At 71.2% G+C, this 21,166-nt stretch carries 13 protein-coding genes and 1 riboswitch; of the genes, 8 read left to right on the top strand and 5 right to left on the bottom strand.

The annotated features are described in order from the left end of the window. Positions 1–27: 27 nt before the first annotated feature. Positions 28–2,313, bottom strand: coding sequence for a 5-methyltetrahydropteroyltriglutamate--homocysteine S-methyltransferase (metE, locus tag PSESU_RS12480; RefSeq protein ID WP_013536146.1), 2,286 nt, complete (start codon positions 2,311–2,313; stop codon positions 28–30). A 206-nt stretch (positions 2,314–2,519) separates the two neighbouring features. After that, positions 2,520–2,752: riboswitch (cobalamin riboswitch) on the bottom strand. A 103-nt stretch (positions 2,753–2,855) separates the two neighbouring features. On the opposite strand from metE, the gene PSESU_RS12475 reads away from it, so the two are divergent. The 6 genes from PSESU_RS12475 to PSESU_RS12450 all read left to right on the top strand — a co-directional run bounded on the left by PSESU_RS12475 (position 2,856) and on the right by PSESU_RS12450 (position 12,688). Beyond that, positions 2,856–4,349, top strand: a complete 1,494-nt coding sequence (locus PSESU_RS12475; protein WP_013536145.1) for a Wadjet anti-phage system protein JetA family protein — start codon at positions 2,856–2,858, stop codon at positions 4,347–4,349. After that, complete coding sequence (locus tag PSESU_RS12470) at positions 4,346–5,008, top strand: DUF4194 domain-containing protein (protein WP_013536144.1); 663 nt, start codon at positions 4,346–4,348, stop codon at positions 5,006–5,008. The genes PSESU_RS12475 and PSESU_RS12470 overlap by 4 nt, the downstream gene beginning before the upstream one ends. Further along, a complete protein-coding gene (locus tag PSESU_RS12465) occupies positions 4,995–8,423 on the top strand; it encodes an SbcC/MukB-like Walker B domain-containing protein (protein WP_013536143.1) in 3,429 nt (1,142 codons plus the stop codon). The genes PSESU_RS12470 and PSESU_RS12465 overlap by 14 nt, the downstream gene beginning before the upstream one ends. A gap of 112 nt (positions 8,424–8,535) precedes the next feature. Beyond that, positions 8,536–9,018, top strand: coding sequence for a hypothetical protein (locus PSESU_RS12460; protein WP_013536142.1), 483 nt, complete (start codon positions 8,536–8,538; stop codon positions 9,016–9,018). A 97-nt stretch (positions 9,019–9,115) separates the two neighbouring features. Then, a complete protein-coding gene (locus PSESU_RS12455) occupies positions 9,116–10,216 on the top strand; it encodes a PLP-dependent cysteine synthase family protein (protein WP_013536141.1) in 1,101 nt (366 codons plus the stop codon). 441 nt (positions 10,217–10,657) lie between these two features. Next, positions 10,658–12,688 carry a M3 family metallopeptidase gene (locus PSESU_RS12450; RefSeq protein ID WP_013536140.1) on the top strand — a complete coding sequence of 677 codons (2,031 nt, stop codon included), beginning with the start codon at positions 10,658–10,660 and terminating at the stop codon, positions 12,686–12,688. A 46-nt stretch (positions 12,689–12,734) separates the two neighbouring features. Here the strand turns inward: PSESU_RS12450 and PSESU_RS12445 are convergent, their stop codons facing one another. From PSESU_RS12445 to fabA, 3 genes are read right to left on the bottom strand one after another with little or no spacing between them, the layout of a single operon-like run. Beyond that, on the bottom strand, positions 12,735–14,333 hold the full coding sequence (locus tag PSESU_RS12445; RefSeq protein ID WP_155942768.1) for an amidohydrolase family protein: 1,599 nt from the start codon (positions 14,331–14,333) through the stop codon (positions 12,735–12,737). A gap of 19 nt (positions 14,334–14,352) precedes the next feature. Further along, entirely contained in the window at positions 14,353–15,564 is a 1,212-nt protein-coding gene (fabB, locus tag PSESU_RS12440) for a beta-ketoacyl-ACP synthase I (protein WP_013536138.1), read from the bottom strand. A 2-nt stretch (positions 15,565–15,566) separates the two neighbouring features. Then, positions 15,567–16,082: a 3-hydroxyacyl-[acyl-carrier-protein] dehydratase FabA gene (gene fabA / locus PSESU_RS12435; RefSeq protein ID WP_013536137.1), complete on the bottom strand. Its 516-nt coding sequence runs from the start codon at positions 16,080–16,082 to the stop codon at positions 15,567–15,569. Positions 16,083–16,268: 186 nt separating this feature from the next. On the opposite strand from fabA, the gene dinB reads away from it, so the two are divergent. Continuing rightward, positions 16,269–17,363: a DNA polymerase IV gene (gene dinB / locus PSESU_RS12430; protein WP_013536136.1), complete on the top strand. Its 1,095-nt coding sequence runs from the start codon at positions 16,269–16,271 to the stop codon at positions 17,361–17,363. Between the two features lie 90 nt (positions 17,364–17,453). After that, a complete protein-coding gene (locus PSESU_RS12425) occupies positions 17,454–19,235 on the top strand; it encodes a DUF885 domain-containing protein (RefSeq protein WP_013536135.1) in 1,782 nt (593 codons plus the stop codon). A gap of 49 nt (positions 19,236–19,284) precedes the next feature. On the opposite strand, the gene btuB is transcribed toward PSESU_RS12425, so the two are convergent. Then, positions 19,285–21,147, bottom strand: a complete 1,863-nt coding sequence (gene btuB / locus PSESU_RS12420; protein WP_013536134.1) for a TonB-dependent vitamin B12 receptor — start codon at positions 21,145–21,147, stop codon at positions 19,285–19,287. Between the last annotated feature and the right edge of the window lie 19 nt (positions 21,148–21,166).

Here is a 21,166-nt window from a genome sequence, read left to right as displayed (position 1 = left end):
GTGGCGCCATGGCGCCACCCCGCCGCCTCACTGGGTCGCCGACCCGCGCATGACCACCGCCGCTTCGACCATCCTGCGCAGGGCCACTTCCGTTTCCTCCCAACCGCGTGTCTTCAGTCCGCAGTCCGGGTTCACCCACAGCTGGTCCGGTGCCAGCACCTTCCGCGCCTTTTCGAGCAGTTCCACCATTTCGGCGGTGGTGGGGATGCGCGGCGAGTGGATGTCGTACACGCCCGGGCCGATCTGGTTGGGGTAGCGGAACCTGGCGAAGGCATCCAGCAGCTCCATCCGCGAGCGCGAGGTCTCGATCGAGATCACGTCCGCGTCCATCGCCGCCACCGCCTGGATGATGTCGTTGAATTCGGCGTAGCACATGTGGGTGTGGATCTGGGTGGCATCGTCCACCCCGGACGCGCACAGGCGGAAGCATTCGACCGCCCATTCCAGGTAGGCGTCCCAGTGCGCGCGCCGCAGTGGCAGCCCCTCGCGCAGGGCCGGTTCGTCGATCTGGATCACCCGGATGCCGGCCGCCTCCAGGTCCAGGACTTCGTCGCGCAGGGCCAGTGCGATCTGCCTGCAGGTGTCGGCGCGGGGCTGGTCGTCGCGCACGAACGACCACTGCAGCACGGTCACCGGGCCGGTGAGCATGCCCTTCATCGGTCGCGCGGTGAGCGACTGGGCGAACGTCGACCAGCGCACGGTCATCGGCGCCGGCCGGACCACGTCGCCGAAGATGATCGGCGGTTTCACGCAACGGCTGCCGTAGCTCTGCACCCAGCCCAGCCTGGTGAACGCGAAGCCGTCCAGCTGTTCGCCGAAATACTCGACCATGTCGTTGCGCTCGAACTCGCCGTGGACCAGGACGTCGATCCCGACCTGCTCCTGGAAGCGCACGCACTGTTCGGTCTGCGCCTCCAGGAACGCCTCATAGGCCGCCCCCTCCAGCTTGCCCGACTTGAACTTCGCCCGCGCCTCGCGCACCTGGCGGGTCTGCGGGAACGAGCCGATGGTCGTGGTCGGGTACGGCGGCAATGCCAGGGCCGCCTGCTGGGCCTGGCGGCGCGCCGGGTAGGGCGAGCCACGTTGTGCCAGGGCCGGGCTGATCGTGGCCAGGCGCTGCGCCACCTCGGGCCGGTGCACGCGCGCCGAAGTCCGGCGCGACTCGAACCGGAGGCGGGCGTCCTCCAAAGCTGCTTCGGCGCCCGGGCGGCCTTCCAGGGCATCTGCCAGCACGCGGACCTCGCCCAGTTTCTGCCTGGCGAAGGACAGCCAGGACTTCAGGTCCGCATCCAGCGCCTTTTCGCCTTCCAGGTCCACCGGTACGTGCAGCAGCGAACAGGACGGCGCCAGGCACAGGTTGTCCGCGCCGACCCGGTTGCGTGCGTACCGCGCCAGCAGCAGCGCGTTGTCCAGGCGCGTGCGCCATACGTTGCGCCCGTCCACCAGGCCCAGCGACAGCATGCGCCCGGGCGGCAGCGCATCCAGCGCCGCTTCCAGCTGCTCGGGGGCGCGGACCAGGTCCAGGTGCAGGCCGTCCACCGGCAGCGATGCGGCCAGCTGCAGGTTGTCGCCGAGCGCGCCGAAGTAGGAGGCGAGCATCAGTTTCGGCCGGGGGCCGGCTGCCAGAGCCGCATAGGCCCGGCGGCAGGCGTCGCGAACCGGCTCCGGCAGGTCCAGCACCAGCGCCGGCTCGTCGACCTGGACCCAGCCCGCGCCCGCCGCGTGCAGTTTCTCCAGCAGCTGCGCATAGGCCGGGACCAGCCGGTCCAGCAGCGCAAAGCGGTCACTGCCGTCGACCGTCTTGGACAGCCACAGGAAGGTGACCGGCCCGATCAGGACCGGCCGGGTCTCGATGCCGAGCCTGCGCGCCTCCAGGTATTGCGCCACCGGCGCGTCGCCGCGCAGGGCGAAGTCCTGGCCGGCCTCCAGCTCGGGCACCAGGTAGTGGTAGTTGGTGTCGAACCATTTGGTCATCTCCAGCGCGTGCAGGTCGGTGCCCGGGCGCTGCAGTCCGCGCGCCATGGCGAAGTAGCCGGCCAGCGGCGCCGCGTCGACCAGGGCGCGGTAGCGCCGCGGGATCGCATCGAACAGGAACGCGGTGTCCAGGACCTGGTCGTACAGCGAGAAGTCGTTGGAGGGCGGCAGGTCGATGCCGGCCTCCCGTTGCAGCCGCCAGTGGCGGGCGCGCAGCTGCCGCGCGGTGTCGAGCAGTTGCGTGGCCGGCATCTCGCCGCGCCAGTGGGCTTCCAGGGCCTGCTTCAGTTCGCGGCGTGGCCCGATGCGGGGAAAGCCGAGGTTGGTGGTCAGTGTCATCGATGTGATTCCTCATGCGTGGACGATGAGGAACGAAGGACCGGCGGCGTGCGCGGCTGGACACCGCGTACGCCGCCATGGCGACCTTCGCCCCCGCGGGCGAGCCGGAGCAGCCACGGGGACGGGCGCGGGAACACTGCGTGGCCACGGCCACGCGATGCCTCCGGCCACCTCCCCGCGGAGGCTCCAGGTCAGGCGGAAGACGGACGCGTCTTCCGGCCGGGGCAGGTCTTCGGGCTCATGGACGGGCGGCGAAGGCCGCGTGCCTACTGTCCGCCGCTTCCCGGCCGGTGGGCCAGTGCGATGGCGGGGTTCGTTTCCAATTACCGCTGCGGGGCAGCGCCGGAATTGTCCTGCAGGGCAGGACGCACCGGACTTCCCTTTTAATTCATCGCTACATCTGGATGAAGCGATGAAACCTTCGGCGCGGAGAAGGTAGCCGGTTCCCGGGGACGGGGTCAACCGCGGCGGCGTGCGCGGCGGAGGCCGCGATCTGGGAAAATGGCGGCCGATCCGGGCCCGGCGCCCGGCAGGATTCCCGCTTGAGCAGTACCGCGTTCCCGTCCCTGTTCGCGCATGTGCCTTCGGCGGCCTTCGGGCCGCTGGCCTCGCCCAACCGCGAGCGCTACTGGCGCCTGCTGTGCCGGCTGTTCGACGAATACTTCGGCCCCGACGCGCCGCTGCCGCCGAGCCACGGCTTTGCCCGGCGCGAGATCGTGGCCGCGCTGGAGCGCTACCTGCTGGCCGAGGAAATCTGGGAGGACGAGGGCGATGCGCCCCTGCACGGCGGCCTGGCCGCGCGCGCCACGGCCGTCTACGAGCGCCTGCGCCAGGCCGGCTGGCTGCGCCAGGACAAGCTCGGCGCGCGCGAGATGGTGCTGATGCCGCCGTCCCTGGCCCAGCTGCTGGCCACCCTGGTGGAGTTCGCCGACCGCGGGCCGACCTTCGTCTCGGCCAAGATCCGCTCGATCGAGCTGCAGCTGCAGCAGGTGGTGGAAGGCCGCGCCGGTGGCGAGGCGCTGGACGAGGCCGCCGAGCAGGCGCGCCGGCTGCTGTCCTCGCTGGCGGCGATGAGCCTGCAGGTGCGCGACCTGATGCCCGAGCTGGTGCGCTCGGAGACCACCGCGCAGTTCGCGCGGCAGTGGTTCGAGCGCTACGTGGCCCAGTTCTTCATCCGCGACTACGCCGACCTGCACCGCGCCGACCACCCGCTGGCGCGGCGCGCGCAGATCCTGCTGATGGTGCAGGAGATCGAGAACGGCCCGCTGCACGAGGCCATTGCCGCCTGGTACCGCGAGCACGTGGCCGAGGGCGACGATGCCCGTGCCGGCCAGCTGCTGCAGCGCAGCCTGATGCGCCTGCGCGAGCTCGAGCGCATCGATGAGTACCTCGCACGCCTGGACGAGGACATGCGCCAGGCCAACCGCCGCGCGCTGGCGTTCCTGGACTACCGCCTGCGTGCGCCGGACCGGCTGGACGTGTTGCTGCACCGCGCCGCCAGGGGTGCGCTGGCCGCCGACGAGAACGCGCTGCGCATGCCGGTCGGTCCGGGTGGGCTGATGGACGAGACCCAGCTGCGTGCGCCGCGCCGCCGTCCGCAGCCGATCCCGCGCAGTGCCAACAGCAATGCCCAGCCCAGCGCCGAGCAGATCGCGCGGCTGGGCCTGCTGCGGCGGATGAAGCGGGTGCGCCTGGTCACCGCCGAGGACATGGCGGCCTACGTCGGCAGGCAGCTGCCGCCCGGCGGCAGCATCGATTCCGAAACCCTGGACGTGGCCAGCATCCAGGACCTGCGCGCCTACCAGACCCTGCTGACCCTGGCCCTGCGCGGCAGCCGCCCCGGCGGCCTGCGCCGCGACGACCCGCTGGGCCGCCTGCTGCGCGGCTTCCGGGTCGAACTGGTCGACGGCGGCGAGCCCGGCGACAACGGCTGGCTGCGCGCCCCGCGCTTCGTCGTCCACCACGCCGCAGGCCGCGGCCCCTCCGCTTCCAATGCCGCGCGCACCACGGCGCAGGCCGAGCCCGATCCCGCATGAAACGTTCCTGGAACACCCTCAGCCAGCAGTCCAACGGCATGTACGCCGTGGCCGACTTCGAGCGCGCCGCCTACCGCCTGGTCACCGAGCAGGTGCTGTACGCCAGCGATGCGCGCTCGCGCAGCGCCTACCACCTGGTGGAGGCCTACCTCGAGGACTTCGCCTCCGCGCTGGACCCGTTGGGCATCCGCCTGGAGCGCAACGCCCACCACCGCTACGTGGTCGCCCTGCCCAGGCACGGCGAGGGCACGCCGGTGCGCCTGGACGAAACCCTGCTGCTGCTGGTCCTGCGCCAGCGCTACGACGAGGGCATGAAGCAGGGCCTGGTCGAGGAGCTGGGCGAGGTGGTAGTCGAGCTGCCGGACCTGCAGGAGGCCTGGCCGGCGCTGACCGGGCGGCCGATGCCTGAGGTCGGCGCGCTGCGCGCGCTGGCCGCCACCGCGCGCCGCTGGGGCGTGTGCCGCCTGGTCGAGGGCGAGCCGGACGACCTGCAGCCGTTCCACCTGGTGGTGCGGCCGGCGATCGTGGACATCGTCGGCGAGCAGTGGCTGCACCGCCTGGACCAGCACAACCTGGGCGGCGGCGGGCCCGATGCCGAAGGCGACCCCGATGGCGACGCCGACACCCTGGACGCGGAGGACGACCATGCAGCTGCTTGAGCGCATGCACCTGGTGCAGTACTTCCTGTTCGAGGCCAAGACCCTGCAGCTGGACCGCACCTCGGCCATCATCGCGCCCAACGGCGCGGGCAAGAGCGCGCTGCTGGACGCGCTGCAGCTGGTCCTTCTCGGCGGCGACCGCCGCCATATCCACTTCAATGCCCAGGCCGGCGGCAAGGCGCGTGCGCGCAGCATCCGCGACTACTGCCTGGGCGTGTACCGCAGTGGCGAGGACGGTCGCAAGCGGCGCACCGCCACCACCTACGTGACCCTGGTGTTCCGCGACGAGGAGACCGGCACGCCGCTGACCGCGGGCATTTCGCTGGGCGCCTCGGTAGACGAGCCCGAGCATCGCCAGCACGGCCTGTTCCTGCTGCCGGGCGTGGCCCTGGAGCTGGAAGAGCACCTGGAGCGGGTCGACGGCCGCGAGCTGCCGCTGGAGTGGAGCCGCTTCCGCGAGCTGGCCGCCAAACGCTGCCGCAAGGCCGGCACCACGCCGGAGTTCCACGCCAGTGGCGAGCGCTTCGTCAAGGACCTGCTGCACCGCCTGCGTCCCGGCAGCGGCGCCGGCGTGGACTTCAACGCCTACCGCAAGGCCTTCCAGAACGCGCTCAACCTGCAGCGCGTCGAGGACGTGGACCTGTTCGTGCGCACCCTGGTGGCCGAGGACCGGCCTACCGACATTGCCCGCTTCAAGGCATTGCTGGACAGCTTCCGCCAGATCAAGGAACGCATCGAGCAGCTGGAACGCCGCATCGCCGAGGCCGAGGCGGTGGACGCGCAGTACGGCAAGGTCGCCGCGCAGGCGGTACGCGCCGCCTCCTACCGCGCGCTGGCCGCCGAGTACGCGCGCGACCTGCTCGGCGAGCAGGTCGAGCAGGCGCAGTCCGATTGCGATGCCGGCCGCGAGGAACTGGCCGCCGCCGGCCTGGCCCTGGAGCAGGCGCGCGCCGAGCGGCGCAGCCTGCAGGAAGAATACGAGCGCGTTCGCGAGCAGCTGCAGGGCAGCAGCGCGTACGGCGAGCAGGCCTCGTTCCGCGAACTCGCCACCCGCGACCGCGAACAGCTGCAGCGCCTGCAGTCGGACCTGCAGCGTCGCCTCGAGCAGCTGCGCGAGCCGCTGCAGGAACTGGCCGGGCTGCGCCTGCCGGGCGTGGATGAGGCCGGGCTGGGCAAGGCGCTGGCGCCGCTGGAGGAACTGCATGCGGAAGTCGCCGCCAGCGCAGAGGGCGACGGCGAAGGTCCGGCACCCGATGCATTCCACGCGCGCCTGAAGCAGGCGCTGGCCGCGGCCGCGCCGGTGCAGTCCACCGTCGCCGCGTGGGCGCGGCAGTCGCACGAGGCCTGGCAGCTGGCGCGCGCGCGCCGTGACGCCCTGCGCGGCAACCAGCAGCGCCTGGATGCCGGCCAGGCCAACCTGCGCGACGAGGTCATGCGCCTGGTCAACCACCTGCGCGAGGCCGGGATCGAGGCGCAGCCGGTGTGCGACTTGGTGCGCGTGACCGACAAGCGCTGGCAGCCGGCGATCGAGGCCTACCTGCGCAGCCATGTCGAGGCCCTGCTGGTGCCGGCCGGACGCGAGGAGGACGCGGTGCGCGTCTATCGTTCGCTGCAGGGCGCCCGCGCCGTCTACGGCGTGAAGCTGGCCCTGCCCAGCCAGGCACGCAGCCATCGCCAGGAGCGCCTGGCCGAGGACAGCGTCGCCGCCCTCATCGAGGGCGACAACGCCGATGCGGTGGCGTACCTGCGCCGCCAGCTTGGCGACCTGCGTTGCGTGGAGACCGAGGCCGAGGTGGTGCGCACGCGCCAGGGCCTGACCCGCGACGGCCTGGTGGCCAAGGGCGGCGGCATCGAGCGCCGGCGCCTGCCGTCCAGTGGCGAGCTGAAGATCGGCGTGGCCCAGGACGGCGAGCGCCTGCGCCTGCTGCGCGCCGAGCTGGAGAACGCCGAGCGCGAACTGCGCCAGTGCGAACCGGAGGCGCGCCGCGCCGAGGGCCTGCGCCAGAAGCTGGCACGGCTGGAAGGCGACGACGTCGCCCGCAGCCTGCACGAACTGCTGCTGCAGTACCGCCAGGTGCTGGCGCGTTACCAGGCGATGGAGCGCAGCCATGCCGACGCGGTCGATCCGGACCTGCTGCGCCTGGGCGAGCGCGCCACCGCGCTGAAGGCGCAGGTGCAGAAGGCCGAGTCCACGATCGAGTCGCTGGTGCGCGCCGAGGCCCTGGCCCAGGGCGAACTGGAGCGGCGCCAGGCGCTGCTGCGCGCGCTGCAGGCGCAGGAGGAGATCGTCGCGCGGAATGCGGTGGAGGCCTTCCGCGATCCGCATGTCGATCCCAACCGGGTCGAACAGCTGCGCGAGGAGCTGGAGGCCAAGGGCACCGGCCTGGAGGAGGCGCGCAACCTGTGCGAGCGCCGCGCCCAGGACAACGACCGCCAGCTGGCCGCGCTGCTGCCGGAGGCCTGGAGCCAGCTGCAGCGCTACGCCGGCAGCCATGGCCTGGACCTGGACTTCGCCGCCGACGCCTGGAAGCCGGCGCGCGCGCTGATGCAGCGCGAGCTGGTGCAGCTGCGCGAGACCGAGCTGGTCAACTACCGCGCCGAGGCCGACCGCGCCTACGAGACCGCGGTGGAGACCTTCCGCTCCAACGTCGCCAACACCCTGCACGACAACTTCGTGCGGCTGAAAGCGCAGATCGACGCGCTCAACCGCACCCTGCGCAACAGCCCGGCGTTCTCCAACAACGAGCGCTACCGCTTCCACTACGAAGTGGTGGCCGAGTACCGCGACCTGCACCGCTTCATCCAGAAGGTGGCGGACGTGGGCGCCGAGGACACCCTGTTCGGCAGCGCCGGCGAGGTTCCGGAGGCGTTCCGCCAGCTGATCGAGGACAGCGCCGCAGCCAAGCTGGCCGCCTCGCCGCTGGACGACTACCGCCGTTTCTTCCACTTCGGCGTGGAGATCCGCCAGGACGACCGCGTGATCGGCACCCTCAGCGAGCGCATGCGCTCGGGCTCCGGTGGCGAGCACCGCGCGCCGCTGTACGTGATCGCCGGCGCCGCGCTGGCCGCGGCCTACGGCAAGAGCGAGGCGCATCCGGGCGGCATCGGCGTGATCCTGCTGGACGAGTTCGGCGACAAGATCGACGCCCAGAACGCACGCGCCACCACCAACTACCTGCGCTCGCTGGGGCTGCAGCTGGTGCTGGCCGCGCCGGACACCGCGCAGGGCACGCTGTCGGGCGTGCTGGACAGCTACATCGAGCTGTTCCGCGACGGCGACCTGCTCCAGGCTGAGCGGATCGAGGTCAAGGAAGCGGCGCGCGAGCTGCTGCTGTCCGACCAGTTCGACCTGCACCCGGAACTGCTGGCCGGGGAGCTTGAACGCCTGGCGCGCGAGACCGGCGCGACGACCTGACCACGTCGCTGAACGGAAGGCCTGCCCTGGCTGGCACTCGGCCCGGGCGGCTGCCAGCACGGCGCGCCGGACAGTACTAGTCTCGAACCTGTCTTCATGGCAGGAGGAAGACATGTTCGAGATGAAACAGGGGGCGCCGGCCGAGCTGTGGCAGGCGCTGGTGCGGGACGCGGCCGGACGCACCGGCCACCCGCTGGATGAATCGCGAGAGGCCTACCTGGTGTTCGTGCTGCTGCGCTACCAGGGCGACGCCCGGCTTCTTGCGCATACCCATGCGCTGGACTGGCTGCACGCCCAGGAGCAGGTGGGGCGGCTGCGCGCCGATGCCCTGCGCGACGTGGGTGACCGCTGCCTGCTGGTGGCGGGGCTGTTCCCGGGCCTGGCCGCGCGCCGGCGGGTGAGCGTGGACTACTTCGTCGACCTCGGCCGTGGCGCCTACCGCGAGGTGGCCGAGGCCAGCCGCGCCGCCTACGCCGCGCTGTTCGGCCAGCTGGCCGAGGGCTACCGCGAACTGGTGGAGGTACTGGGCGGGTTGCGTGGCGAACCGCGCCTGCCGCAGGCCTGGCCGGCGATGCAGGGACAGACCCGGCACTGAACGGTTGCCGGTCGCCGTCGCCATGGCGGCGGCGCGCAGCGGTTCCGGTTGCGCGCCGCGGGGCGGATAATCGGGCTTTCCATCGCCGTGGATCGCCATGTCGCAGCGCGAGTGGGTGGCCGCCGCCATCCGCAAGATCGAGGCCGATTTCAACCGTTCGGCCGATACCCACCTGATCCCGATGCCGCTGCCCGGCTATCCCGGCATCGACGTCTACCTCAAGGACGAATCCAGCCACCCGACCGGCAGCCTGAAGCACCGACTGGCGCGCTCGCTGTTCCTGTATGCGCTGGCCAACGGCTGGCTGCGCGAGGGCAGCACGGTGATCGAGGCCTCCAGCGGCTCGACCGCGGTGTCGGAGGCCTATTTCGCGCGGTTGCTGGGGCTGCCCTTCATCGCCGTGATCCCGGCCTCGACCTCGCCGGAGAAGATCGCGGCGATCGAGTTCCAGGGCGGCCGCTGCCACCTGGTCGACAGCCCGTGCACGATCAACGAGGTTTCGGCCCGGCTGGCGCGCGAGACCGGCGGCCATTTCATGGACCAGTTCACCTACGCCGAACGGGCCACCGACTGGCGGGCCAACAACAACATCGCCGAGTCCATCTTCAAGCAGATGGCCGAGGAACCGCATCCGGTGCCGGCATGGATCGTGTGCGGACCCGGCACCGGCGGCACCAGCGCCACCCTCGGCCGCTACGTGCGCTATCGCCGCCACGGCACGAAGGTGCTGTGCGCGGACCCGGAGCACTCGGTGTTCTACGACTATTACCGCGGTGCGCTGGAGGGGCGCGCCGATCCGTCGCTGGCGTTGCCCGGTGGTTCGCGCATCGAAGGCATCGGCCGGCCGCGGGTGGAGGCGAGCTTCATTCCCTCCTGCGTGGACGCGATGGCCAGGGTGCCCGATGCCCTGAGCCTGGCGGCGATGCGCCACGTCAGCGCGGTGCTGGGGCGGCGCGTGGGTGGCTCGACCGGCACCAACTTCGTCGGCGTGCTGCGCGCGGCCCAGGCCATGCGCGAGGCGGGGCAGGGTGGCTCGATCGTGACCATCCTCTGCGACAGCGGCGACCGCTACGCCCACAGCTACTACGACCCGGCCTGGTACGCGCGCCACGGCATCGAGGTGGAGGCGGCCGACCAGGCGATCGCCCGTGCCGTCGCCGGCGAGCCGCTGGCGCTGGAGGCCTGCGGGGACATCTGAGCGGTGCGCGACATGTCGCGCAGCCGTTTCCCTCCTCCTCTGGGGCGAGGCGACATGCATCGCGCCACAGGCGCGCATGCCGCCGGACGCCCGCGACCTGCGGGCGCGAACCGGGACGCGAAGCGGAGGCAGGCGAGGGACGACGGTAGCGGCACGATCGAAGGCGTCTGCTGTCATCCACGGGGCCTATCAGCCGGCAGGGAAAGCGCAGCCGCCGGAAGGAGCGCGCCATGCCAGGCGTGCCGGGGCCGCCCGGGCCGCACATCCATGGCCGCTGCCCGGTATGCCCGCCACGACGCCTCTTCGCGAGCGTCCGGGCAGCTACGCCGGTGGCAGCATCGCCTGGCCTCGCGGAGGACGGGGCTAGGCCGCATTGCTCGGTTGATTTTCCCGCCGCGGGGACGCATCTAGGAGGGGACTTTCCCGATCGCGGAGCCCCCCATGTCCCCTGCCAATCCGTTGCTGGATTTCTCCGGCCTGCCACGTTTCTCCGAGGTCCGGCCCGAACACATCGGACCGGCGATCGATGCCCTGCTGGAGCAGGCCGAAGCCGCGGTGGAGCAGGCCGGGACGGTCAGCCCGGTCAGCTGGGACAGCTTCGTCACCCCGCTGGAGGACGCCACCGAGCGCCTGTGGCGGGCGTGGGGCCAGGTCTCGCACCTGCAGGCGGTGGTGAACACGCCGGAGCTGCGCGAGGCCTACAACGCCAACCTGCCCAGGGTGACGCGCTTCGGCTCCTCGCTGGGCCAGAACCTGGCCCTGTACTCGCAGTACAAGGCGCTGGCGGAGTCGCCGGAGTACGCCGGCTACGACCCGGTGCGGCGCAAGGTGGTCGACAACGCCCTGCGTGATTTCCGCCTCGGCGGCGCGGAGCTGGACGAGGCTTCCAAGCAGCGCTTCGCCGCGATCCAGGAAGAGCTGGCCGCGCTGTCGGCGAAGTTCTCGCAGAACGTGCTCGATGCCACCGACGCCTTCGCCCTGTACGTGGAGGACGAATCGCGCCTGGCCGGCCTGCCGGCCGAGGTCGTCGCAGCCGCCCGCGCGGCCGCGGAAAAGGACGGCAGGCCGGGCTGGAAGCTGACCCTGCAGATGCCGTGCTACCTGCCGGTGCAGACCTACGCCGAGGACCGCAGCCTGCGCGAGGCGCTGTACCGCGCCCACGGCCTGCGCGCTTCCGAGGCCGGTCCGGCGGAGCTGGACAACAGCGGCAACATCGACCGCATCGTCGCCCTGCGCGGCGAACTGGCGGCGCTGCTGGGCTTTTCCAGCTACGCCGAGTACTCGCTGGCGACCAAGATGGCGCAGACCCCCGACGAGGTGCTGGGCTTCCTGCGCGACCTGGCCGGCCGCGCGCTGCCGTTCGCACGCCGCGACCGCGCCGAGCTGGAAGCCTTCGCCCGCGACGAGCTCTGCCTGGACGAGCTGCAGCCCTGGGACCTGGCCTGGGCCAGCGAGAAGCTCAAGCAGGCGCGCTACAGCTATTCCGAGCAGGAGGTGAAGCAGTACTTCACCGAGCCCAAGGTGCTGGCCGGCCTGTTTGGCGTGATCGAGTCGCTCTACCAGGTGAAGGTGAAGCCGGACACCGCGCCGCTGTGGCACGAGGACGTGCGCTTCTACCGCGTCGAGGACGCGCAGGGCCGCCTGCTCGGCCAGTTCTACCTCGATCCGTACGCGCGCGAGGGCAAGCGCGGTGGCGCCTGGATGGACGACTGCCGCAACCGCCGCCTCCGCGCCGACGGCGTGCAGACGCCCCTGGTCTACGTGGTCTGCAACTTCGGCAAGCCGGTGGCGGGCAAGCCGGCGACCCTGGGCTTCAACGAAGTGACGACCCTGTTCCACGAGATGGGCCACGGCCTGCACCAGCTGCTGACCGCGATCGGCGAGCTGCCGGTGGCCGGCATCAACGGCGTGGAGTGGGACGCGGTGGAACTGCCCAGCCAGTTCATGGAGAACTTCTGCTGGGAGTGGGAGCGGGTGCAGGCCATGACCGCCCACGTGGACACCGGCGCGCCGCTGCCGCGCGAACTGTTCGACAGGATGCTGGCGGCGAAGAACTTCCAGGCCGGCATGTTCACCGTGCGCCAGCTGGAGTTCGCCCTGTTCGACATGGAGCTGCACAGCCGCTTCGATCCGGCCCGGGACAGCGTGCTGCAGCTGCTGGAGCGCGTGCGCGACGAGGTGGCGGTCAACCGCACCCCGTCCTGGCACCGCTTCCCGCACCAGTTCAGCCACATCTTCGCTGGCGGCTACGCGGCCGGCTACTACAGCTACAAGTGGGCCGAAGTGCTCAGCGCCGACGCCTACGCCGCGTTCGAGGAAACCCCGGGGCAGCTGGCCGAAACCGGCGCCCGCTTCCTGCGCGAGATCCTCTCCCGCGGCGGCAGCCGCAGCGCGCTGGAGAACTTCAAGGCCTTCCGCGGCCGCGAGCCCAGCCTCGACGCCCTGCTGCGCCACAACGGCATGGCGGCGTGAGGCATCCCCCTCCCCGGCGGGGGAGGGGAGGGGGGGCAGGGTCGGATCAGCGGGCTGCGCCAGCCTCCGCTTCCCGCGCGCTGGCGGCTGCCGCGGCATAGGCTGCGCGTATGGCCGCCTTGCGCGCCTCCAGGTCGTCCCGCGGATACCAGCGGCCGTCGGCCATCACGCCCAGGGGTGATGCAAGGGTGGCGAGGTCGCGCAGTGGATCGGTGGCCACCAGCAGCAGGTCTGCGCGCGCACCTCCTGCCACCACGCCCGTTAGCGGAAGCTCGGGGCGATGCCGACGCAGGAACTCGCCGGGCGTGCGGGTGGCGGTCGCAAGCGCCGCATGTGGCGTAAGCCCGGCCTCGACCAGCGCGGCGAGGTTGCGATGCAGTGCAAAGCCCGTGACCAGGCCGGGGATGCTGGGGGCATCGGTACCCGAGAGCAGCGGCACGCCCGCCTCGTCCATGGCTTTGGTGAAGCGGTGCAGGAACTGCAGGCGTGCGTCGAGGCTTCCATCCCGGCGGCTGTAGCCCTGCCTGGGCCAGCACACACGCATCTGCGGCGGCAGGTAGCGCGATTCCGGCGAGCGCAGGAAGGATTCGACCACCTCCGGCCGACCCCATTGCCGGGCGATCGCCTCGTAGGTCACCAGGTCGGCGACGACGGTTGCACCGTGCCGGCGCAGCAGGCTGATGGCGCCCTGCATCTGCTCCTCTCCCGGTGCCGCGTTCGGATCCGCATCCGATGGCTCGGGAAAGAATGCGTAGAGGAATTCCTCCGCATGCGCCACCAGCGACTGCCCCGCTTCCAGCTGTCGCTGCAGCCCGACGTCCTTCACGCCGTGGCCGACCAGTCCGACGCCGTGCTCCCGCGCCTCCCTGGCCAACGCCTCGAAAGCCGGCGCGGACAGCGTGTTGTAGACCTTGATGAAGTCGTAGCCGTTCCTGGAGGCGAGCCGCACCGCGGCCTGCGCGTCTCCCGCATCGGCGACCACGAGGTGGCCATAGCGCGGGGATCCATCGACCGCCAGCGCCGCCAGGATCCTCGGCCCGGCGCTCTCGCCGTTGGCCACCGCGTGGCGCATGCGCCCGACGAAGCTGTTGGGTGCTTCGCCCATGTGCAGCGTCGTGGTGATGCCGAGGGCCAGCAGCAACTCCTGGTCCTGCGGTGCGTGGGCGTGGTTGTGCATGTCGGCCAGCCCCGGCAGCAGCCAGGCACGCCCCTTGCCGTCGACCACGCGCGCGCCCTCGGGTATCTCCAGGGACGGGGCTACGGCGACGATGCGGCCGCCATCGACCAGTACCGAGTGGTTGTGCAGTACGCCGGGCCGGTCCATCGGCAGGACATGGACATCGACGAAGGCGAGTGTTTCCTGCTCCGGAACGGCCGGCCGGGCGAGTGCCGGCGCGGCGGCGACGGCGGCGACGGCTGCCAGGCAGGCGAACAGTGCCCTGCAGGCACGGCGGCGGAATCGGGAATGCAAGGGAGGGCTCCCGGCAACGACGAGTCCCGATACTGCGTCAGTTGCCTTGTCCGCATCAGCGCACGTCGTCACATCCACGGCCATCACCATGCTGCCGTGGCAGCCCGGCGGCGATGGTGAGTGACGTTCTTCCGCAAAAAGAAAAGCCCGGCTTGCGCCGGGCTTTTTCCGCATGCCGCTACGGCAGTGCGGGTTACACCCGCGCGAACACCAGGGTCGCGTTGGTGCCGCCGAAGCCGAAGCTGTTGGACATCACCACGTCCAGCTGCGCATCGCGGCTCTCGCGCGCGATCGGGAAGCCCTCGGCCTTCGGGTCCAGGGTCTCGATGTTGGCCGAGCCGGCGATGAAGCCGTCGCGCATCATCAGCAGGCTGTAGATCGCCTCGTGCACGCTGGCCGCACCGAGCGAGTGCCCGGACAGCGCCTTGGTCGAGGAGATCGGCGGCAGGTCGTCGCCGAACACCTCGCGCACCGCATTGAGCTCGACGATGTCGCCCAGCGGGGTCGACGTGCCGTGGGTGTTGAGGTAGTCGACCTTGCGGCCGCCCAGGTTCTCCATCGCCATGTGCATGCAGCGCACCGCGCCCTCGCCGGACGGGGCCACCATGTCGGCGCCGTCGGAGGTCACGCCGTAGCCGACCAGCTCGGCGTGGATGCGCGCACCGCGGGCCACCGCGTGGTCCCAGTCCTCCAGCACCAGCATGCCGCCGCCGCCGGCGATGACGAAGCCGTCGCGGCCGGCATCGTAGGGACGCGAGGCCTTCTCCGGGGTTTCGTTGTACGAGGACGACAGCGCGCCCATGGCGTCGAACATCACGCTCATGGTCCAGTCCAGGTCCTCGCCGCCACCGGCGAACACGATGTCCTGCGCGCCGTGCCGGATCAGGTCCGCGGCCGCGCCGATGCAGTGCGCCGAGGTCGCGCAGGCGGCGCTGATCGAATAGCTGACGCCCTTGATCCTGAACGCGGTGGCGAGGTTGGCGGACACCGTCGAGCACATCGTGCGCGGGACCATGTACGGGCCGACCTTGCGCACGCCCTTGGCGCGCAGCAGGTCGGCGGTCTCCACCTGCCAGTGGCTGGAACCGCCGCCGGAACCGGCGACCAGGCCGGTGCGCGGATGGCTCACCAGGGCCTCGTCCAGGCCGGCGTCGGCGACGGCGTCGCGCAGGGAGACGTAGCTGTAGGCCGCCGCGTCGCTCATGAAGCGCTTGAGCTTGCGGTCGATCACCGCGTCCAGGTCCAGGTCCACCGCACCGCCGACCTGGCTGCGCAGGCCGTGCTCGGCGGCGTCGGGCAGGTGGCGGATGCCGGCGCGCCCTTCGCGCAGCGCGGCCGAGACGGTGTCCAGGTCGTTGCCCAGGCAGGAGGCGATGCCCATGCCGGTAATGGCGACGCGACGCATGGTCAGAAGTCCTCCGTCGAGGTGAACAGGCCCACGCGCAGGTCCTTGGCGGTGTAGATCTCGCGACCGTCGACCAGCATGCGCGCATCGGCCTGGGCCATCACCAGCTTGCGGTTGATCACGCGGCTGATGTCGATCTCGTAGGTGACCAGCCTGGCGGTCGGCAGCACCTGGCCGAAGAACTTGACCTCGCCGCAGCCCAGGGCGCGGCCGCGGCCCGGGGCGCCCAGCCAGGTCAGGTAGAAGCCGACCAGCTGCCACATGGCGTCAAGGCCCAGGCAGCCGGGCATCACCGGATCGCCGATGAAATGGCACTGGAAGAACCAGAGGTCCGGGCGGATGTCGAGCTCGGCGCGGATGAAGCCCTTGCCGTACTTGCCGCCGTCCTCGTTGATCTCGACGATGCGGTCGAACATCAGCATCGGGTCGGCGGGCAGGCGGGCGTCGCCGGTGGCGAACAGTTCACCGCGGCCGCTGGCCTCCAGCTGCTCGCGGGTGAACGAAGAAGCGCGGTTCATGCGGAATCCGGTGGAGAAAGCACTGAAGCGTGCCCGAGGCCGGCGTTTCAATCAAATGTTTAACCCGTGAAGGCGGGGATGCGGTTCACGCCGGAGGCGCCATCCGCCGGGGTCCGGAGCGGGCAGGCCAAGCCGTGCGGCTTCCGGTCGCACCCCGTGCGCCCGGGTGGGCGACAATGGCGGGCGATGCAGTCCCCGCCCGTTCCCGCCCAGCGCAAGATCATCCACGTGGACATGGATGCGTTCTACGCGTCGGTGGAGCAGCGCGACGCCCCCTCGCTGCGCGGCCGCCCGGTCGTGGTGGCCTGGCGCGGGGCGCGCTCGGTGGTCTGCGCCGCCTCCTACGAGGCCCGCAAGTTCGGGGTGCGCTCGGCCATGCCGGCGCTGCGTGCCGAGCGCCTGTGCCCGGACGCGGTGTTCGTGCCGCCGGATTTCGTCCGCTACAAGGCGGTCTCGCGCCAGGTGCGGGAGATCATGCTCGAGCACACCGACCTGGTGGAGCCGCTGTCGCTGGACGAAGCCTACCTGGATGTCACCACGCCCAGGACCGGCCTGCCCAGCGCCACCGCGGTAGCCGAGGCGATCCGCGCGAAGATCCGCGCCGAGACCGGGCTGACCGCCTCGGCCGGGGTGGCGCCCAACAAGTTCCTGGCCAAGATCGCCTCGGACTGGAACAAGCCCGACGGCCTGTTCGTGATCCGTCCCCAGCACGTGGAGCGGTTCCTGACCCCGCTGCCGGTGGAGCGCATCCCGGGGGTGGGCAAGGTCATGCAGGGCAAGCTCGCGGAGCTGGGGATCGCCACCGTGGGCGAGCTGCGGTCGCGGCCGCTGGAGGAGCTGCAGCAGCGCTTCGGCAGTTTCGGTGCGGCCCTGTACCGGCGCGCCCGCGGGATCGACGAGCGCCCGGTGGAGCCGGACCAGCCGGTGCGTTCGGTCTCCTCCGAGGACACCTTCGCCGGGGACCTGCCGCTGGAGGCACTGGAACCGGCGATCCGGCAGTTGGCGGAAAAGACCTGGAACGCCTCGCGCCGCGCCGGGCGCGACGGCCACACCGTGGTGCTCAAGCTCAAGACCGCGCAGTTCCGCATCCTCACCCGCAGTCTGACCCTCGAGCGGCCGCCAGCCTCGGCCGCCGAGCTGGCCGACCTGGCCTGCGCACTGCGCGAGCGGGTGTCGCTGCCGGCGGAAACCCGCTACCGCCTTGTGGGCGTGGGGCTGTCCGGGTTCCGCGACGCCGACGAGGCCATGCCGCAGGGCGACCTGTTCGCCGTGGCCGGCTGAGCGGACTGCCCGGCTAACATGCCCATGGCCGTTCCGGTCCGCGCAGTGCGGACCGGCATGGCCGCTGCCGTTCCGCCTTCCGGAGAGTCCATGCCACCTTCCTCCCGCCGCCTGCCGGTCCTCGTCCTGTCCCTGCTGCTGACGCCCACGCTGGCCGCCGGCCTGGCCCCGTCCGCCGTGGCCGCGCCCGCGGGGCCGGTAGCCGCTTCCGCCGATGCCGCGGTGCAGGCCCTGCACGCGCTGTACGCCGAGGAGTGGGAACGGCGCCAGGCCGAGTACGGCCATGTCCGCGTCGATGGCCGCTGGCAGCAGGGCGAGCGGATGCCGGGCGTAGCCCCGGCCGACTGGGAGCGACGCATCGCCTGGTGGGAGGAGGTGCTGCGCAGGCTGGACCGGATCCCGGTCGGCGGACTTGCGGGCGAGGAGCGCATCAACGCCGAGGTGTTCCGGGCGATGGTCGAGGCCGACCTCGACAACGCGCGCTGGCGTACATGGGAGGCGCCGTTCAACAGCGACAGCTTCTTCTGGGCCGAGGTGGTGCCGTGGGCGCCGTACCGCAGCGAGGCGGAGTGGCGGCGTTTCATCGAACGACTGCGCGACGTGCCGCGCTACTTCGCCGACCAGCGCGCCAACATGGAAGCCGGCCTGGCCCGCGGCTGGAGCGTGCCGCGCGCCTCGCTGGACGGCCGTGACCGCACCATCGAGCCGTACACCCGCACCGGCGCCGGCAACCCCGCGCTGGACGTGTTCGACCAGATCCCGGCGTCGATCCCGCCAGCGGTGCGCCAGGCCCTGCGCGAGGAAGGCCGCAAGGTGGTGCTGGAACAGGTGGTGCCGGCCTACGCCGGGCTGCTGGACTATTTCCGCAACGAGTACCTGCCGCGCACCCGCACCACGGTGTCCGCACGCGACCTGCCGGGCGGGGCGGATTTCTACCGCAGCCAGATCCGCGAATACGTCACCCTCGACATGACCCCGGAGCAGATCCACCAGCTCGGCCTGTCTGAGGTGGAGCGGATCTCGGCGGAGATGCGCGAGGTGATGGAGCGGGTCGGGTTCAAGGGCAGCTTCGCCGAATTCCTGCAGTTCCTGCGCACCGATCCGCGGTTCTACGCGAAAACCCCGCGCGAGCTGATCGCCGCCGCCTCGTACCACGCCAAGCGCATCGACGGCGAGCTCAACCACGTGCTCGGCACGCTGCCGCGCTACCGCTTCACCATCCGCCCGGTGCCGGACGACATCGCCCCCAACTACACCTCCGGCCGTGGCGGCCTGGAGTCGTGCCTGTTCAACACCTACGACCTGCCGTCGCGGCCGCTGTACAACCTGCCGGCGCTGGTGCTGCACGAGTGCGCGCCCGGCCACAGCCTGCAGGCGGCGTTGGCGCTGGAAGCGCCGGAGCGCCCGGAGTTCCGCCAGCAGGTCTACTTCTCCGGCTATGGCGAGGGCTGGGGCCTGTACACCGAGTGGCTGGGCACGCAGATGGGGATCTACGAGACTCCCTACGAGGAGTTCGGCCGCCTGACCTTCGAGATGTGGCGCGCCGCCCGCCTGGTGATCGACACCGGGCTGCACGAGTACGGCTGGAGCCGGCAGCAGGCGATCGACTACCTGGCCAGCCATACCGCGCTGGCGCAGATCGACGTGGTCAACGAGGTCGACCGCTACGTCTCCTGGCCGGGCCAGGCGCTGTCCTACTACATCGGCTACCGCACCCTGCTGGACCTGCGCCGCGAGGCCGAGCACGAACTCGGCGACCGCTTCGACCAGAAGGCCTTCCACGACAAGGTGCTGGGCCTGGGCGCGGTACCACTGTCGACCCTGGAGCGCGAGGTGCGCGCCTTCATCGCGGCGGAGAAGGCGAAGCGCTGACGGACCGCCGCGCGGCGGCAGGCGCCATCGCGGCGCCTGCCATCCGGGCCTACGGCGTGCGGTACTGCAGGGCGAGGGCGTATTCGCGGCCGGGCTGGTTGTACCAGGCCACCGTCTCGTAGCTGCGGTCGAACACGTTGCTGGCCTTGGCCTGCAGGGTCCAGGCCGGCGACAGCTCCCACTCCAGGCGCAGGTCGACCAGGCCGTAGCCACCCAGGCGGGTGGTGTTGGCGACATCGTCATGGCGGTTGCTGGCGCCGGTGACGCTCAGGCCGGCGTTGAATACGCCGAAGCGGCGGTCCACGTCGATGCGGCCGGTGCGGCGTGCGCGGCGCGGCAGCCAGTTGCCGTCGTTGATGCCGTCGCTCTCGTTGCGCGGGTCCAGCCAGCTCAGTTCCAGCGCCAGGTCGAAGCCGGCCAGCGCGGTGGCCGCGGTCAGCTCGGCGCCGCGGATGCGGGCGCGGTCGATGTTCACCAGGTTGAAGCCGGTGTCGTAGCCGATCAGCTCGTCGATCCGGGTCTGGAACACGTCCACGCCCAGGCTCCAGCCATCGCCCTGGCCGTGCACGCCGAGGTTCACGCTGCGCGACTCCTCCGGCTCAAGCAGCGGGTTGCTGAAGCCGGGGTAGTACAGGTCGTTGAAGGTCGGTGCCTTGAAGCCGGTGCCGGCGCTGGCGGCCAGGCGCCATGTCCCGTTGATGGCGAAGCCGTAGCCGAGGCTGCCGGTGGCGTGGTCGCCGAACTGGGCGTTGTCGTCGTTGCGCACGCTGGCCTGCAGCGAATGCGCGCCGAAGCGGCCCTGGTACTCGACGAAGGCGCCGAGGTTGTCGCGGCGGTCGCGGTCGAAGCCGTTGGCGCTGGTGACGTGGTCGTCCTGCCAGTCCAGGCCGGCGCTGAGCAGCTGTTCCTCGCCGAAGCCGGCATCCATCTGCACCGAGGCCAGGTCGCGGCGGGTGCGGAACACGTTCACCAGGCTGCGGCTGGCGCCCTCGCGGTGGTAGCCGTATGCGTCGTCGCGGGTGCGACCGAGCTGGGCCTGCAGCGAAACGCGCTCGGCGATGCGCCAGTCGAGCCGGCCACCGACGACCTGCTGCAGGTTGTCGGCCTCGTTGCCACCGAACACGCTGCCGTCGTACTCGTTGCGGCTGTCCGAATCCAGCACGTGGGCCTGCACTTCCACGTCCTCGCCCAGCTTCATGCCGCCACGCAGGTTGATCGAGGTGTTGCGATGGCCGTCGCGGTCGGGCTCGTCGACATAGCAGCCCGCGCCCCAGCCGGCGGCAGTGCCGCGGCAGGCGTTTATGCCTTCCTCCTCGCGATGCCCGGCGCGGGCCGAGACCCAGCCGCGCCTGCCGCGCCAGGACAGGCCGGCACTGGCCTCGCGCAGCTCGTGACTGCCCACGCCGATGCGCAGGTCCTGGCGCAGGCCTTGTCCGGCGCCGCGGGTGAACACCTGGATCACGCCGCCGATCGCCTCCGAGCCGTAGAGGCTGGAGCGCGGGCCGCGCACGATCTCGATCCGTTCGATCTGGTCCAGCGGTATGTCCTGCAGCGCCGGCATGCCGTTGCTGGCCGCGCCGATGCGCATGCCATCGACCAGCATCAGCACATGGTCGGATTCTGTGCCGCGCAGCATCAGCGCGCTGACCTTGCCGTGCCCGCCCTGGTTGGACAGGTTGATGCCGGCGCGGCCACGCAGCAGGTCCTGCAGCGAGCTGGCCTGGCTGCGCTCGATCGTGGCGCGGTCGATCACCTGCACCGGCACCAGTGCCTCGTGCACGGACTGGACGGTACGGGTGGCAGTGACCACGACCTCGTCGAGGTCGGTGGCGGCATCCAGCGCAGAGGCGCTGGCAGGCGCCAGGGCAGCGGCCACGGCAAGGCAGAGGGGAGGGAACGGGGAAGATTTCATGCATCTCTCCTGGAGTCGC

This window comes from Pseudoxanthomonas suwonensis 11-1 (genome assembly GCF_000185965.1).
GTDB lineage: Bacteria > Pseudomonadota > Gammaproteobacteria > Xanthomonadales > Xanthomonadaceae > Pseudoxanthomonas > Pseudoxanthomonas suwonensis_A.
This window is presented reverse-complemented; position numbering and strand designations above follow the sequence as displayed.

Bases quoted from the DNA above. Each gene is read 5' to 3' on its own strand.
- btuB (WP_013536134.1), bottom strand. From the start codon at position 21,147: ATGAAATCTTCCCCGTTCCCTCCCCTCTGCCTTGCCGTGGCCGCTGCC.
- PSESU_RS12470 (WP_013536144.1), top strand. From the start codon at position 4,346: ATGAAACGTTCCTGGAACACCCTCAGCCAGCAGTCCAACGGCATGTAC.
- PSESU_RS12465 (WP_013536143.1), top strand. From the start codon at position 4,995: ATGCAGCTGCTTGAGCGCATGCACCTGGTGCAGTACTTCCTGTTCGAG.
- PSESU_RS12445 (WP_155942768.1), bottom strand. From the start codon at position 14,333: ATGCGGAAAAAGCCCGGCGCAAGCCGGGCTTTTCTTTTTGCGGAAGAA.
- PSESU_RS12460 (WP_013536142.1), top strand. From the start codon at position 8,536: ATGTTCGAGATGAAACAGGGGGCGCCGGCCGAGCTGTGGCAGGCGCTG.
- dinB (WP_013536136.1), top strand. From the start codon at position 16,269: ATGCAGTCCCCGCCCGTTCCCGCCCAGCGCAAGATCATCCACGTGGAC.
- PSESU_RS12450 (WP_013536140.1), top strand. From the start codon at position 10,658: ATGTCCCCTGCCAATCCGTTGCTGGATTTCTCCGGCCTGCCACGTTTC.
- PSESU_RS12425 (WP_013536135.1), top strand. From the start codon at position 17,454: ATGCCACCTTCCTCCCGCCGCCTGCCGGTCCTCGTCCTGTCCCTGCTG.
- PSESU_RS12455 (WP_013536141.1), top strand. From the start codon at position 9,116: ATGTCGCAGCGCGAGTGGGTGGCCGCCGCCATCCGCAAGATCGAGGCC.
- fabA (WP_013536137.1), bottom strand. From the start codon at position 16,082: ATGAACCGCGCTTCTTCGTTCACCCGCGAGCAGCTGGAGGCCAGCGGC.
- metE (WP_013536146.1), bottom strand. From the start codon at position 2,313: ATGACACTGACCACCAACCTCGGCTTTCCCCGCATCGGGCCACGCCGC.
- fabB (WP_013536138.1), bottom strand. From the start codon at position 15,564: ATGCGTCGCGTCGCCATTACCGGCATGGGCATCGCCTCCTGCCTGGGC.